Origin of the sequence: Demequina silvatica (assembly GCF_000971215.1) — a bacterium.
GTDB classification, from domain to species: Bacteria; Actinomycetota; Actinomycetes; order Actinomycetales; family Demequinaceae; genus Demequina; species Demequina silvatica.
Genome location: NZ_BBMA01000005.1, coordinates 66,624 through 79,850 on the forward strand (window position 1 = coordinate 66,624; position 13,227 = coordinate 79,850).

15 protein-coding genes are annotated in these 13,227 nt (G+C 71.1%); 5 read left to right on the top strand and 10 right to left on the bottom strand.

The genetic code is table 11. From position 1 onward, the window contains the following. Nucleotides 1-3: 3 nt before the first annotated feature. Entirely contained in the window at nucleotides 4-858 is an 855-nt protein-coding gene (locus AOM05_RS07790) for a formate/nitrite transporter family protein (protein ID WP_062521000.1), read from the top strand. 6 nt (nucleotides 859-864) lie between these two features. Here AOM05_RS07790 and AOM05_RS07795 read toward each other — a convergent pair whose 3' ends face one another. After that, a complete protein-coding gene (locus AOM05_RS07795) occupies nucleotides 865-1,305 on the bottom strand; it encodes a MarR family winged helix-turn-helix transcriptional regulator (protein ID WP_062521002.1) in 441 nt (146 codons plus the stop codon). A gap of 116 nt (nucleotides 1,306-1,421) precedes the next feature. Between AOM05_RS07795 and AOM05_RS07800 the strand changes: the two genes are divergently transcribed. Further along, nucleotides 1,422-2,918 (top strand): MFS transporter, encoded by a 1,497-nt coding sequence (locus AOM05_RS07800; RefSeq protein WP_062521004.1) that lies wholly within the window; start codon nucleotides 1,422-1,424, stop codon nucleotides 2,916-2,918. A gap of 76 nt (nucleotides 2,919-2,994) precedes the next feature. Here AOM05_RS07800 and AOM05_RS14215 read toward each other — a convergent pair whose 3' ends face one another. Next, complete coding sequence (locus tag AOM05_RS14215) at nucleotides 2,995-3,138, bottom strand: hypothetical protein (protein ID WP_156165106.1); 144 nt, start codon at nucleotides 3,136-3,138, stop codon at nucleotides 2,995-2,997. A gap of 170 nt (nucleotides 3,139-3,308) precedes the next feature. On the opposite strand from AOM05_RS14215, the gene AOM05_RS07805 reads away from it, so the two are divergent. Both AOM05_RS07805 and AOM05_RS07810 read left to right on the top strand, forming a co-directional pair. Further along, nucleotides 3,309-4,364, top strand: a complete 1,056-nt coding sequence (locus AOM05_RS07805) for an LLM class flavin-dependent oxidoreductase (RefSeq protein ID WP_062521006.1) — start codon at nucleotides 3,309-3,311, stop codon at nucleotides 4,362-4,364. Further along, nucleotides 4,361-5,035 carry an NADPH-dependent F420 reductase gene (locus AOM05_RS07810; RefSeq protein WP_062521008.1) on the top strand — a complete coding sequence of 225 codons (675 nt, stop codon included), beginning with the start codon at nucleotides 4,361-4,363 and terminating at the stop codon, nucleotides 5,033-5,035. Before AOM05_RS07805 ends, AOM05_RS07810 begins: the two co-directional genes overlap by 4 nt. A gap of 61 nt (nucleotides 5,036-5,096) precedes the next feature. Here AOM05_RS07810 and AOM05_RS07815 read toward each other — a convergent pair whose 3' ends face one another. From AOM05_RS07815 to AOM05_RS07840, 6 genes are all read right to left on the bottom strand, one after another. Next, on the bottom strand, nucleotides 5,097-5,861 hold the full coding sequence (locus AOM05_RS07815) for an SDR family oxidoreductase (protein WP_062521010.1): 765 nt from the start codon (nucleotides 5,859-5,861) through the stop codon (nucleotides 5,097-5,099). A 70-nt stretch (nucleotides 5,862-5,931) separates the two neighbouring features. Beyond that, nucleotides 5,932-6,987 (bottom strand): zinc-binding dehydrogenase, encoded by a 1,056-nt coding sequence (locus AOM05_RS07820; RefSeq protein ID WP_174442361.1) that lies wholly within the window; start codon nucleotides 6,985-6,987, stop codon nucleotides 5,932-5,934. 256 nt (nucleotides 6,988-7,243) lie between these two features. Next, the gene (locus AOM05_RS07825; protein ID WP_062521012.1) at nucleotides 7,244-7,645 is read right to left on the bottom strand and encodes a cupin domain-containing protein; all 402 of its coding nucleotides are present in this window, start codon (nucleotides 7,643-7,645) and stop codon (nucleotides 7,244-7,246) included. Beyond that, nucleotides 7,642-7,971, bottom strand: a complete 330-nt coding sequence (locus AOM05_RS07830) for a carboxymuconolactone decarboxylase family protein (RefSeq protein ID WP_062521014.1) — start codon at nucleotides 7,969-7,971, stop codon at nucleotides 7,642-7,644. Before AOM05_RS07830 ends, AOM05_RS07825 begins: the two co-directional genes overlap by 4 nt. Nucleotides 7,972-8,129: 158 nt before the next feature. Continuing rightward, the gene (locus AOM05_RS07835) at nucleotides 8,130-8,693 is read right to left on the bottom strand and encodes a hypothetical protein (protein ID WP_062521015.1); all 564 of its coding nucleotides are present in this window, start codon (nucleotides 8,691-8,693) and stop codon (nucleotides 8,130-8,132) included. 166 nt (nucleotides 8,694-8,859) lie between these two features. Then, nucleotides 8,860-9,735, bottom strand: a complete 876-nt coding sequence (locus AOM05_RS07840) for a helix-turn-helix transcriptional regulator (RefSeq protein ID WP_062521016.1) — start codon at nucleotides 9,733-9,735, stop codon at nucleotides 8,860-8,862. Nucleotides 9,736-9,902: 167 nt separating this feature from the next. Here AOM05_RS07840 and AOM05_RS07845 point away from each other — a divergent pair, with 167 nt between their 5' ends. Next, nucleotides 9,903-12,584 (top strand): cation-translocating P-type ATPase, encoded by a 2,682-nt coding sequence (locus AOM05_RS07845; RefSeq protein WP_062521017.1) that lies wholly within the window; start codon nucleotides 9,903-9,905, stop codon nucleotides 12,582-12,584. A 13-nt stretch (nucleotides 12,585-12,597) separates the two neighbouring features. On the opposite strand, the gene AOM05_RS07850 is transcribed toward AOM05_RS07845, so the two are convergent. Further along, nucleotides 12,598-12,942, bottom strand: coding sequence for a type II toxin-antitoxin system PemK/MazF family toxin (locus tag AOM05_RS07850; protein ID WP_062521018.1), 345 nt, complete (start codon nucleotides 12,940-12,942; stop codon nucleotides 12,598-12,600). Then, nucleotides 12,939-13,184, bottom strand: coding sequence for a CopG family transcriptional regulator (locus AOM05_RS07855; protein ID WP_062521019.1), 246 nt, complete (start codon nucleotides 13,182-13,184; stop codon nucleotides 12,939-12,941). Before AOM05_RS07855 ends, AOM05_RS07850 begins: the two co-directional genes overlap by 4 nt. Nucleotides 13,185-13,227: the final 43 nt, after the last annotated feature.

A 13,227-nucleotide genomic window follows, 5' to 3' on the forward strand; every position in this document is an offset into this window, starting at 1 on the left:
CCCATGAGCGATCAGAGCGCGCTGTTCCCTGGTAAGCAGTTCATCTCCACGGTCCTCGACGCGCTCGAGACCAAGACCGCCATGAGCGGCGGGCTGGCCCGCGTCTACCTCATGCGCGCCGCCATGGCTGGCGTCATCATCGGCATCATGTACCTCACGAACTTCGCGGTCATCGCGGCGTTCGAGAGCGCCGGGGACGGCTCGTTCGTCAACATCGGCAAGATCCTGGGCGCGATGATCTTCGGCTTCGCGCTCGTGTTCATCTACTACTCGAAGTCCGAGCTGCTGACGTCGAACATGATGATCGTCACCATCGGCCTGTACTGGAAGCGCACCACCCCGCTGCGCTCGCTCCGGGTTCTGGCCATGTGCTACGGCGGCAACATCATCGGCGGCCTCGCGGTCGCGATCCTCGTCGCCGGCTCCACCATGGCCAGCGGAGCGATGGGCGCGCAGCTCGACGCCTCGGTCGAACACAAGCTCGCCTACTTCGATCAGGGCTGGGCGGGGATGTCGGACCTGTTCGTCCGCGCGATCCTGTGCAACTTCATGATCAACCTGGGCATGCTGCTGGTCTACAACGGCGTGATCAAGGAGGACCTCACCAAGGCGATCGCGATGATCATGTCGGTGTTCGTGTTCGCCTTCGTGGGCTTCGAGCACTCGGTCGCGAACACCGTGGTGTTCTCCGTCTCGGCCCTCACGCACGGCCTCGACTGGGGGCTCGCGCTCGCGCAGCTCGCGATCGTGCTGGTCGGCAACTTCGTCGGGGGCGGGCTGCTCATCGGCTGGTACTACGCGTACGCCAACGACGACCGGAAGTACCTGCGGCGCCAGGCCGCGCGCGACGGGCAGTAGGGCGGCCTACCCGAGCTCCTGCTCGTAGGAGTCGAAGAACCTCCCGAGCAGCGCCAGGAGCTCGCGCTCCTCCTCCGGGGTGAGCGCACCGAGGCCGGTCCCGATCGCGCCCATCGCGGTCGTGACGTCCCGGTCCAGCACCTCGAGCCCCGCCTCGGTGACCTCGAGGACCGCCGCAGCGCTCCCCTGAGGCCGGGTGCGCCGGAGGTACCCGTGCCGCCGCGCCCCGGCGACCTGCCGGTTCACCGTCGACTGCTCGAGCCCCAGCTGCTCGGCCACCTCGCGCATGGTCCGCGGCTGCCCGTCGCCCAGCAGCCACAGGAGCCGGAGATAGGCCGTCCCTAGCGTCTGCCGGTGCTCGACCAGGCGACGCGCACGCTCCGCCCGGCTCAGCAACGCGGCCATGCGCATCGCCGGAGAGGCCACGGTGGTGTCACGAGCGCCCATGTCGTGTATCGTACACATCGTCATATGTATGTAACTTACATACGGCGACGCCCGAGGTGCGATGCGCGCCCGAGGCGCCCGTGACATCGTCCCCTCCCCACAGGAAAGGCACACCCATGTCCTCCTCCCCCCAGGGCGCCACGGCCGCCGCGAGCCCTCGGGCCGCGACCGGGCGGCTGTCCATGCTGCCGATCGTGGTGCTCGCGTTCGGGTCGCTGTGCGCGGCGCTCATGCAGACACTCGTGGTGCCGATCCAGAGCGAGTTCCCCGAGCTGCTCGGCACGTCCGCCTCCACCGCATCGTGGGTCATCACCGCGACCCTCCTCGCCGCCGGCGTCGCCATGCCCGTCATCGGCCGCCTCGCCGACATCTACGGCAAGAAGCCGGTGCTGGTCGGCTCCGCGCTCGGCCTCATCGTCGGCTCGATCGTGTGCGCGCTCGCGGACAGCGCGACGCCCATGATCATCGGCCGCGTGCTCCAGGGCTTCGCCATGGGCTACGTGCCCGTCGCGATCTCCGCCGTGCGCGAGCTCGCCCCCGCCGACAAGCGCAACGGCGCCGTGGCGATGGTCAGCGCCACGCTCGGCGTCGGCGGCGCGCTCGGCCTGCCGCTCTCGGCGTGGATCGCCGACACGTTCGACTGGCACATGCTGTTCTGGGTCTCCGCCGGCCTCGCCGTGGTCGTGAGCATCCTCACCATCGTCACCGTGCCCCACCGCCACGACGCCCACCCCGCCCGCCTCGACATCGTCGGCGCGATCGGCCTCGCGATCGGCCTGGTCGGCGTGCTCGTCGGCGTGTCGAAGGGCAACGACTGGGGCTGGGACTCCGCGACCACGTGGGGCATGATCGGCGGCGGCATCGCGGTCCTCGCGCTGTGGTCCGCCTACGAGCTGCGCCACCACGACCCGCTCGTGGACCTGCGCACCTTCGCCCGCCGCCCGGTCCTGGTCGCCAACCTCGCCGCGGTGCTCATCGGCTTCGGCATGATGGCGCAGTCGATCGTGGTCCCGCAGCTGCTCGAGATGCCCGAGGCCACCGGCTACGGGCTGGGCCAGACGATCCTTCAGGCCGGCCTGTGGATGGCGCCCGGCGGCATCGCGATGATGCTCTTCACACCGCTGTCCGCGCGCCTGCTCAACACCATCGGCGCACGCCTCACCATGGCGATCGGCGCCGCGGTGCTCTCCGGCGGCTACATCATCGGCATCTTCCTCACCGATGCGCCATGGCAGCTCATGCTGCTCGCCTGCGTGGTCTCCGCCGGCGTCGGCATCGGCTACGCCGCCATGCCCACGCTCATCCTCTCCAACGTGCCCGCCGAGGAGGCCTCGTCCAGCGTGGGCGTCAACACCCTGATGCGGTCGATCGGTACCACCACCGCCGGAGCCGTCATGGCGCTGGTGCTCACCAGCTCCACCATGGACCTCGGCGACCACCCCGTGCCCACCGCGAGCGCCTTCACCTGGTGCTTCGTGATCGGCGCGGCCGCTGCGGCGCTGGGCGCCGTGGTGGTGCTGTTCGCCCCGAAGGACGGCGCGTCGGATGGGGACGATGCGCGGGTCGCCTCCGCGTCGATGTCCGGCACCCCGGTATCAGCGTCCGCGAGCTGACGCACGCCGGCGCGCGGACGGCCCTCCCCGCGGGGGGAAGCGCCATCCGCGCGTCGGTGCTCGGCGCCGGGCGCGCTCAGTGCCGGATCGCGTCGTCCAGATGAAGATCCTGCGCGAGGAACAGCTCGAGCAGCAGGCGCCGCCAGCGCACCGCGCGGCTGCGGCCGTAGTCGCGGAGGATGGCCTCCGCCCGCTCGATCACCTCGACATCGTCGCCCATGGCGGTTCCTTCGGGTCACGCGGAGCCTCATCGCCCCGCCCCCTGAAACCTATGCCCGTCCGCGGCCGCCGCGCGGGACCATCGGCCCGCCGGGCTGCGGAATAGACCGCACCCCGGTTACGCTCAGTAGTTGACGCCTCAACAACCGGCGCCGACCACGAGGAGCCCGCATGACCACCCCCGCAGCCGACGTGAAGTTCGGCATCGAGACCTTCGGCGACCTGCCCCTGCACGACTCGGGCGAGCCGATGTCCCACGCCGCGTCCCTGCGCCAGGTGGTCGAGGAGGCGGCGCTCGCCGACCAGGTCGGGATCGACGCCGTCGCGCTGGGCGAGCACCACCGCCCGGACTTCGCGATCTCCTCCCCCGAGATGGTCCTCGCGGCCATCGCGTCGCGCACCGAGCACGTGACCCTGGGCTCCGCCGTCACCGTGCTGTCCTCCGACGACCCGGTCCGCGTGTTCCAGCGCTTCTCCACCCTCGATGCGGTGTCGAACGGCCGCGCCGAGGTCATCCTGGGCCGCGGCTCCTTCACCGAGTCCTTCCCGCTGTTCGGCTACGACCTCGCCGACTACGAGGTGCTCTTCGAGGAGAAGCTCGAGCTGTTCGCGCAGCTGCTCACCGAGAAGCCGGTGACATGGCAGGGCACCACGCGTGCCGCGCTCACGGAGGCCGACGTCTACCCCAAGACCGACTCCGGCGCCCTCACCACCTGGGTGGGCGTGGGCGGCTCCCCCGAGTCCGTGATCCGCACCGCACGCTACGGCCTGCGCCTCATGCTCGCGATCATCGGCGGCGACCCGGGCCGCTTCGCTCCGTATGTCGACCTGTACCGGCGTGCGACCGCGCAGCTCGGCACCACCGCGCACCCCGTCGGCATGCACAGCCACGGCTTCATCGCCCCCACCGACGAGGAGGCGCGCGAGTCCTACTTCCCCGGCTACAAGGCCATGCGCGACCGTATCGGGGCCGAGCGCGGCTGGCCCGCCATGACGCGCGCCCAGTACGACGACGAGGTCGACTTCGGCTCCCTCTACGTCGGCTCCCCCGAGACCGTCGCCATCAAGATGGCCGCCGCGATCCGCGCGCTCGACGTGGGCCGCTTCGACTTCGTCTACACCGGCGGCGGCGCCATGCCCGCGTCCTCGCGCCTGCGTGCGGTCGAGCTGTTCGGCACCCAGGTCATCCCGCGCGTGCGCGAGGTGCTCGCCGAGGGCGCCGCGTGACGGGCACCGCCATCCGCACCGTGGGGATCCTGGGTGCGGGCAAGCTCGGCACCGTGCTCGCGCGCCTCGCCGTCGCGGCCGGCTACGAGGTCGCGGTGGCCGGCTCGGGCGACCCCGACCGCATCGCGCTCATCGTCGAGGTGCTCGCGCCCGGCGCGCGGGTCGCGACCGCGGCCACCGTCGCCGCCGAGGCGGACGCCGTGATCCTCGCGCTGCCGCTCGGCAAGCACCACACCGTGGACGCGACCGCCCTCGACGGCGCGCTCGTCATCGACGCGATGAACTACTGGTGGGAGGTGGACGGCGTCCGCGACGACCTCACCGACCCCACCACCACGTCCTCCGAGACGGTCGCCCGGCGCCTGGCCGGCGCGCGCGTGGTCAAGGCCTTCAACCACATGGGCTACCACGACCTCGACGAGGGCCCGCGCCCCGCCGGCACGGCCGGCCGCCGCGCGATCGCGCTGGCGGGTGGGGACGATGCGGCGGTCGCCTCGGTCTCGGGCCTGATCGACGCGCTGGGTTTCGACCCGGTGCCGATCGGCGGCCTCGACCAGGGTCGCCACCTGCAGCCGGGTGCCCCGGCGTTCGGCGCGAACGTCGCCGCGGAGGAGCTCATGCGGCTCGTCGCCGCGTCGCGCGAGCAGGAGCGGGAGGCCGCGCGGGCGTGAGCTGAGGGCATGCCCGCGCGGCCGAGGGTCGCCTCTCGGCGAGCCTCGGCCGCGACGCGCGTCAGCGCGCCCCGAACCGCTCGATGTCGGCGAGCACCTCGGCCGGCTCGTCCGCGAGCGCGACGCCCGCGTCCTGACCGCCGGCCAGGGCCACCGCATCGTCCCGCCGCAATGGCGCGAACACGCCGTCCCAGCCGGTCGGCATCTCGCCCTCCTGGGCGAACAGCTCGAGCGTCACCCCGGCGGCGGCCTCGGAGAGCAACGCGTGGACCAGCACGGCCGCGATCTGCGAGCGCGCGACGCCGCGGTGGCTGTCGACCGGGGAGGTGTCGCCCTGCTCGATGAGCAGCGCGCGCTCCCCCGCGGCCTGGTAGTCGAACCAGCCCGGCCGGACGATCGTGTACGCCGCGCCGTACGCGCGTACCAGCCGCTCGGACCGGCGCTTCCAGTCGAGGACGCCGCCGTACTCGGAGCCGCCCTTCGACGTCGACATCGAGGTCATGAGCGCGATCCGCGGTCGCCTCCCGGCGAGCGCGTCGAGCACGTTCACCACGCCCTGGTAGTCGACCGGGCGGGGCGCGCCGCCGTGCGTGAGCACGATGCCGTCGACGCCGTCGAGCGCCGCGTCAAGGCCGGCGCCCGTCTCGATGTCGCCGACCGCGAGCTCGACGCCGGCGGGCAGCACCCGGCGGGCGCGGGACTCGTCGCGCACGAGCGCGCGGACCGCGAGGCGCTCGTCGAGGAGCGCGGGCACCACGTGGCGCCCGATGGAGCCGGCGGCGCCGATCGCGAGGACCGTCGCTCCGGGTTGCAGTGCTGAGGTCATGATGTCCTCCCTGGAAGTGAAGGGATGGGCCGCGGTCGCCTCCCGGCGAGCGCGGCCCATCCAAGGTTGGTCAGAGGCTCGGGTTCACCATGACCTTGAGCGCCTCGCGGTCGTTCATCGCGGCGTAGCCCGCAGGGACGCCGTCGAGGCCGACGGTCATGTCGAACACCTTGCCGGGGTTGATCTCGCCGGACACGACCTGCTGGATCGCGTCCTCGAGGTAGGCCCGGACCGGCGCGGGGCCGCCCGCCAGCCGGGCGTTCTTGCCGAAGAGGGACCCGAACCCGATGGGTGCCTCCTCGTACTGCGGCACGCCCACGCGGGAGATGATGCCGCCCGCGCGGACCACGCCGTAGGCCTGCTCGTAGGCGGGCATGTGCCCCACCGCCTCGAGAACCACGTGGCTGCCCTCGCCGCCGGTGATCTCCATGACCTTCGCGACACCCTCGGCGCCGCGCTCGGCCACCACGTGGGTGGCGCCCCACTCGCGGCCCAGGTCGGTGCGGGACTCGTGCCGACCCATGAGGATGATGCGCTCCGCGCCCATCTGCTTCGCGGCGAGGACGGCAGACAGGCCCACCGCGCCGTCACCGATCACGGTGACCGTATGGCCCGGCTTGATCTCCGCCATGAAGGCGGCGTGGTAGCCGGTGAGGTAGACGTCCGACAGCGCGAGCAGCGACGCGAGGAGCTCCTCGGAGGCGGTCTCGGGGTCGACGTCGTGGACCACCACGGCAGAACCGTCGGCCTGGGGGACGCGGGCGTACTCGGCCTGGAGGCCGGGGACCGCGGGGGTGCCGTACCAGCCGCCGTGCGGGCACGCGGTCTGGAAGCCCTCCTTGCAGATCGCGCAGGTGTTGTCCGAGAACGCGAACGGCACCACCACGAAGTCGCCGACCTCGAGGTTCTTCACCTCGGAGCCGATCTCCTCGACCACGGCGATGAGCTCGTGGCCCATGCTCTGGCCGTGCTCGGACGCGGGCATCGAGTGGTAAGGGTGCAGGTCGGAGCCGCAGATGCACGCGCGCACGGTGCGCACGATCGCGTCCGTGGGCTGCTGGATCTCGGGCTTGGGAGTGGTCTCGACGCGGACATCGCCGGCGCCGTACATGAAAGCGGCCTTCATCAACTGAGGTCTCCTTGTGGGGGTGTTGCTGGGGACTTCTCCAGCCTCCCGGCTGGGGACGATGCGCGGGAGAGCGGGTGGGGACGGGTACCGGCAGTACCCCTCAGCCGCGCCCGTGCACCTCTCCACGCACCGATGGGTGAATGTCGCAGTCAGCAGCCATGCGCACGTTCACATTCGGGGATCTGGTGGGGCAGCGCCTCGGGCGCGTGGATAGGTGTTCGCGGTCAGCGGGCGCGTGGATAGGTGTTCGCGGTCAGCGGGCGCCGGGCAGGTGCTCGTCGGCCACGTGTTCCTTCCACACCGTGGTGGTCGCCGGGTCGTCGCCGTTCTCGAGGATCGCGAGGTGCTCCATGAACGCGTCGCCGGCCGCGTGGAAGTGGTCCTCCCCCGGCGGCGTGTACAACGTCTCGCCGGCACGCACCTCGATGAGGCTGCCGTCGCGGCCGCCGAAGTACGCGACTCCCTGCGTGACGTGGAGGTACTGGCCGCGCGCGTGCGAGTGCCACGCGGTGCGGGCGTGCGGCGCGAAGCGCACCTTCGCCACCACGGCACGCTGGTCGTCGGTGTGCGGCATCACGACGGGGTCGAGCCACACGTCGCCCGCGAACTGCTCCGGCGGGTTCTTGATGGTCGGGATGGCGGGGTCGATGTTCATGCGGCGTCTCCTGTCGATGCGAACAGCTGCTTGGCGAGGGTGAGCGCGGACACGGCGCGCGGCCAGCCGGCGTAGAACGCGACGTGGGTGATCGCCTCGACGATCTCCTCCTGGGAGAGCCCGTTGGCCAGGCCCATGGGGATATGCGCGGACAGCTGCTCGATGTTGCCCGCGCTCACCAGGCTGGTGATGGTCACGAGGCTGCGGTCACGCGCGGACAGCTCCTCGGTGCGCGCCCAGACGCGCCCGAACAGCACGTCGTCCGTGAGCGCCGCGAACTCGGGCGCGACGTCGCCCAGCATGCACTGGATGGGGGTCTCGGACATGGGTGTCTCCTTCCGACGTGGTCGGTTCCAGGATGGAACCGCGCGCACACGGGAGGGAGACCCTTCGTAGAGGGGTACCCGCAGTACTCGTCTCTTGTACGGCTCCCCGCTCGGTCGCGAACCGGCGCGCCCTGCGGCGGGCGGGGATGACGGGGCGATCAGCCCCAGTAGGCGTTCTTGCCGACCACCGTGTAGGCGCCGTTCTTCCACTTGAAGTCGACCTGCGCGTATCCGTACTCGGAGTCGACGGGCCACTCGACCGTGATGGTCTTCTGGTACTGCGAGAGGTACTCGTAGACGTTGGTGCCCTTGGTGCCCGCGATCGAGCGCACCTGCGCGATGGTCTTGCCGTTCCAGATCTTCTGGAACTCGGCCTTGGTCATCTTGTCAGCGGTGTTCGTCGCGTCGACGCCCCAGTGCACGGCCTTCGAGTCCAGGACCCACACGCCGTTCTTCTTGGTGAAGTCGACGATCACCCAGCCGTACTCCGACGTGGTCGTCTTCCACTCGCGGGTCTGCGACTTCACGTAGGTGCCGATGTACTCCGACGTCTTCTTGCCGGTCGCGTCGAAGGTCGACTGCACCTTAGTCAGCGAGGTGCCGCGCTTCACGGCCGCGAACTCGGTGCGGTCGACCTTGGGCGTCGAGTCGGCGGACGCCGGGACCGCGACGCCGATCGCGAGTGCCGCGCCGGCGAGGGCGACGACGATGCGCTTGAGCATGATTCTCCATTCGATGAGTGGGTATGCCTGTGAGGGCGCGACGCGAACGCACGTACCGCTGCTCATGAATGCCCCCCGGCGTAGACCACGCGCATCCGACGGTGGAGCGTGTGGTGTGGCATCACCATAACCGACCTATGGGACACCCCCGGACCACGCGCCGGAGCTAAGCCGAGGAGTGCCCCGCGGTCACCTTGCGCGACGCCCACCAGCTCGCGAGCAGCCGCAGCTTCTCCTCGGAATCGGACCCTGGCGGCGCCGTGTACGTGGTGAGGTCGAGGCCCGGATCCGCCGGCAGCTCGAGCCGGGTGAAGTCCAGCTCGACCAGCCCCACCTCCGGGTGGACGATGCGCTTGCGGCCCAGCTGGTGAAGGCGGACGTCGTGGCGGGCCCAGCGCGTACGGAAGTCCTCCGACCGGGTCGACAGCTCGCCGATGAGGTCCGAGAGGGCCCGGTCGAACGGGTCGCGCCCCGCGGCGGTGCGCATGGTCGCGACGTTGCCGTCGGCGATCTCCTCCCAGTTCGGGTAGAAGGTGCGCGCGGCGGGGTCGAGGAAGATGAACCGCCCGTAGTTGACGGGCTCGTCCTGCCGCTCGTACATGGGCGAGTACAGCGCGCGACCCAGGGCGTTCGCCGCGACGATGTCTCCGCGCGGGTTGCCCACGATCGCGACGGCCTCCCCCATCGCGTCGATGAGGTGCCGCAGCTCAGGCCGCAGACCCGGCGTGCGCGCCGCGCGTCGGCGCGCCTTCACGCCGGCGTTCGCCGCCCGGGCGAGGTCGAAGAGGTGGGCGCGCTCCGCATCGTCCATCCGCAGGGCCGTCGCGATCGCCTCCAGAACCTCGTCGGAGACCCCGCGCAGGTCGCCGCGCTCGACCTTGGTGTAGTACTCGACGCTCACGCCGGCGAGGATCGCGACCTCGCCGCGGCGCAGGCCGGGCACGCGGCGGGTCCCGAGGTCCGGCAGGCCGAGCATCGCGGGCGTCACCTTCGCGCGGCGGCTGGTGAGGAAGTCCCGTACGTCGTCCTTGGAGGCTGTCATGGCACCGACGCTACGCGCCACGCATCATGGGAGGGAGACCCTGGCGGTACCCGCCAGCCCGCGTCCGGGTCACCCGGGACCTTTACCCAAGGAATCGCAAAACTCATGCCATAGATTGATCGCATCGCAAGCCGTTAAACCGGACGACCCGCCCGAACGAGACTCATATGACAACGACACTCCTGCCCCACGCCTCGTCCCCCACCTCGGTGCTCGCCGCGCTCGACGCGTCGCGCACCGGCCTCAGCGCGGCCGACGCCGCCGCCCGTCTCGAGCGCCACGGCCGCAACGAGCTCCCACCGCCGCCCCGCAAGCCGGCGATCCTGCGCTTCCTCGCCCACTTCAACGACGTCCTCATCTACATCCTGCTCGGCGCCGCCGTGCTCAAGGCCCTGATGGGCGACTGGGTGGACTTTTCCGTGGTGCTCGGCGTCGCGGTGATCAACGCCGTCATCGGGTTCGTGCAGGAGGGACAGGCGGAGCGGGCCCTTGACGGCATCCGCACCATGCTGTCGACCGAGGCGCACGTGCTACGCGACGGGGAGTGGCGAGCCGTGCCCGCGGAGACGGTGGTGCCGGGCGACGTGGTGCGGGTGCGCGCGGGCGACCGCGTCCCTGCGGACGTGCGCCTGCTCGACTGCGCGAACCTCCAGGTCGACGAGGCGGCCCTCACCGGCGAGTCCGTCGCCGCGATCAAGGACGCCTCCGAGGTGGCCGCGGACGCCGGGATCGGCGACCGCATCTCCATGCTCTACTCCAGCACCCTGGTCGCGACCGGCTCCGGCAGCGGCGTGGTCACGGCGACGGGCCCCGCGACTGAGATCGGACGCATCCAGCAGATGGTCACGTCCGCCGAGTCGCTCGAGACGCCGCTGTCGCAGCAGCTCGACCGGTTCGGCAAGCAGCTGTCGATCGGCATCCTCGGGATGGCGGTGCTGATGGTGGTGATCGGGCTGTTCGTCCACGGCTTCGACCTGAACGAGCTCATCTCCGCGACCATCGGCTTCGCGGTCGCCGCGATCCCCGAGGGTCTGCCCGCGGTGGTGACCATCACCCTAGCCCTGGGAGTCGCGCAGATGGCGCGCCGTCAGGCGATCGCCCGCAAGCTTACCGCCGTCGAGGCGCTCGGCTCCGTCACCACCATCTGCTCGGACAAGACCGGCACCCTCACGCAGAACGAGATGACCGTGCGCGCCGTGGTCACCCGCGCCGGCGAGTACGCCGTCGAGGGCACCGGTTACGCGCCGCACGGCCGGGTGATGAGGGACGATGCGCCGGTCACCCTGGACGGCAGCGCGGACCTGGCAGCCCTGGTCGCCGCAGCGGCGGCGTGCAACGACGCCCGCGTGGTCGAGGAGGACGGCCGCTGGCGCGTGGTGGGCCAGCCCACCGAGGGGGCGATCGCGACCCTCGCGCTCAAGACCGGCGTCGACGCGCACGCGCACGAGCGGCTCGCTGAGCTGCCCTTCGACTCGGCCCACAAGTACATGGCGACGCTCGACCGCCTGGGCGACCGGCGGATCGTCCTCCGTGCCATGGGCGCGCCCGACAGGCTGCTCGACCGCTGCACCCACCAGCGCGGCGCGGACGGCTCGCTCGAGCCGATCGACGCGGCGCTGTGGCACCGTGAGATCGAGGCGCTCGCATCGCGAGGGCTGCGCACGCTGGCCGCCGCGGAGACTCCCGCGGAGGCGGAGCTCGCGGAGGACGGGATCTCCCAGGACGAGGTGAACGGCCTGGTGTTCCTGGGCTTGTTCGGAATCGTCGACCCGCCCCGGCCGGAGGCGATCGACGCGATCGCGCAGTGCCACGCGGCCGGCATCCGCGTGAAGATGATCACCGGCGACCACGCCGGCACCGCGACCGCGATCGCGCGCGAGCTCGGCATCGCGCCCGCCGAGGGCGAGGTGCGCCACCTCACCGGAGCCGAGCTCGAGCGGATGTCGCAGGAGGACCTCGAGGCGTGCGTGCGCGACGTCGACATCTACGCACGCACCTCACCCGAGCACAAGATCCGGATCGTGCGGGCGCTGCAGGCGCACCGCGAGGTGGTCGCGATGACCGGTGATGGCGTCAACGACGCGCCCGCGCTGAGGCGCGCGGACGTGGGCGTCGCGATGGGCATCAAGGGCACGGAGGCCACCAAGGAGGCCGCGGACATCGTGCTCGCGGACGACAACTTCGCGACCATCGAGCGTGCAGTCGAGGAGGGGCGGCGGATCTACGACAACATCCGCAAGTCCGTGGTGTTCCTGCTCCCCACCAACGGCGCCCAGTCGCTGGTGATGCTGGTGGCGGTGCTGCTGGGGCTGACGCTGCCGCTCGACCCGGTGCAGATCCTGTGGGTCAACCTGGTGTGCGGCACCACGCTGTCGCTGGCGCTTGCCTATGAGGCCGCCGAGCCCGGGCTGATGCGCCGGCCGCCGCGCGGCTCCGGCGGCGCGGTCCTGTCGCGCTCCTCGCTGGCCCACGTGGTGGTCGCCTCGCTGCTGATCGGCGGCGCGACGCTCGGCGTGTACGCGTGGACCCGGGCCGCCGACCTCGACACCGCGCACGCGCAGACCGTCACCGTCACCATGCTGGTGCTCGGCCAGGTCGCGTACCTGTTCAACTCGCGGTTCCTCGACAGCACGTCGCTCACCCGGCGGGTGCTCACGGGCAACCGGGCCGTGTGGATCGCGATCGGCGCGCTCCTCGCGTTCCAGCTGGTGTTCACCTACGCGCCGTTCATGCACGCGTGGTTCGGCTCGGCGCCGATCGGTGTCGGCGCGTGGGCGGTCACCGCGGCGATCGCGCTGGGCGTGTTCCTGGTGCTCGAGGGCTACAAGGCGGTCACGCGGAGGCGGTGACCTCGAGGCAGGATCAGACTCCCACCGCGAGCCTGATCCCGTCGCCCACCTGCCCAAGGAGATGAGCAGGGACGCGACCCACCGGGAACGGATCGATGAACTCCCGGCCCACGGGTCCCACCTGGGAAACGAGCGCAACCGAGTCGCGGTCCAAACCGCTCGCCTCGTTCGGGATCATCACGTTGCCCGGGAACGCAGCGAGTCCCGCGTTCGACGTGAGAGGAACCACGAGCACGGTCGCGATCTGGCTCGCAAGCAGCCACTCCGCCTGGACCACCACCGCCGGGCGGCGCTTCGCCGGCTCCGACCCCCGCGGCACGCCGAAGTCGACCCACACCACGTCGCCGCGCGCGATCACCAGTCCGAGCCTTCAAGAATCACGCGCTGAGACTCCTGGAGCAGCGGCGCGACGAGCGCCGCCAGACCTTCACGCTCAAGAACAGAATCCGCCACCGCGGTGAGCTGGGACTCGCCCTCGAGCTCGTCAGCTAGTCGCCCCGCAGCGATCCGGTAGAACTCGGACCGACTCATGCCATGGCGTGCGGCCACGCGCTCGAATCGCTCGAAGTCGCCGTCAGGGAGCGAGATCGCGGTCTTCATGACGCCAGTATAACTGGTTATACCGCTCCTCGGAAGATCGCGT

What these genes read in the sequence shown, in the direction of transcription:
- AOM05_RS07845 (WP_062521017.1), top strand. Translation starts at nt 9,903, where the DNA reads ATGACAACGACACTCCTGCCCCACGCCTCGTCCCCCACCTCGGTGCTC.
- AOM05_RS07825 (WP_062521012.1), bottom strand. Translation starts at nt 7,645, where the DNA reads ATGAACATCGACCCCGCCATCCCGACCATCAAGAACCCGCCGGAGCAG.
- AOM05_RS07835 (WP_062521015.1), bottom strand. Translation starts at nt 8,693, where the DNA reads ATGCTCAAGCGCATCGTCGTCGCCCTCGCCGGCGCGGCACTCGCGATC.
- AOM05_RS07815 (WP_062521010.1), bottom strand. Translation starts at nt 5,861, where the DNA reads ATGACCTCAGCACTGCAACCCGGAGCGACGGTCCTCGCGATCGGCGCC.
- AOM05_RS07805 (WP_062521006.1), top strand. Translation starts at nt 3,309, where the DNA reads ATGACCACCCCCGCAGCCGACGTGAAGTTCGGCATCGAGACCTTCGGC.
- AOM05_RS07795 (WP_062521002.1), bottom strand. Translation starts at nt 1,305, where the DNA reads ATGGGCGCTCGTGACACCACCGTGGCCTCTCCGGCGATGCGCATGGCC.
- AOM05_RS07855 (WP_062521019.1), bottom strand. Translation starts at nt 13,184, where the DNA reads ATGAAGACCGCGATCTCGCTCCCTGACGGCGACTTCGAGCGATTCGAG.
- AOM05_RS14215 (WP_156165106.1), bottom strand. Translation starts at nt 3,138, where the DNA reads ATGGGCGACGATGTCGAGGTGATCGAGCGGGCGGAGGCCATCCTCCGC.
- AOM05_RS07840 (WP_062521016.1), bottom strand. Translation starts at nt 9,735, where the DNA reads ATGACAGCCTCCAAGGACGACGTACGGGACTTCCTCACCAGCCGCCGC.
- AOM05_RS07790 (WP_062521000.1), top strand. Translation starts at nt 4, where the DNA reads ATGAGCGATCAGAGCGCGCTGTTCCCTGGTAAGCAGTTCATCTCCACG.
- AOM05_RS07800 (WP_062521004.1), top strand. Translation starts at nt 1,422, where the DNA reads ATGTCCTCCTCCCCCCAGGGCGCCACGGCCGCCGCGAGCCCTCGGGCC.
- AOM05_RS07830 (WP_062521014.1), bottom strand. Translation starts at nt 7,971, where the DNA reads ATGTCCGAGACCCCCATCCAGTGCATGCTGGGCGACGTCGCGCCCGAG.
- AOM05_RS07820 (WP_174442361.1), bottom strand. Translation starts at nt 6,987, where the DNA reads ATGAAGGCCGCTTTCATGTACGGCGCCGGCGATGTCCGCGTCGAGACC.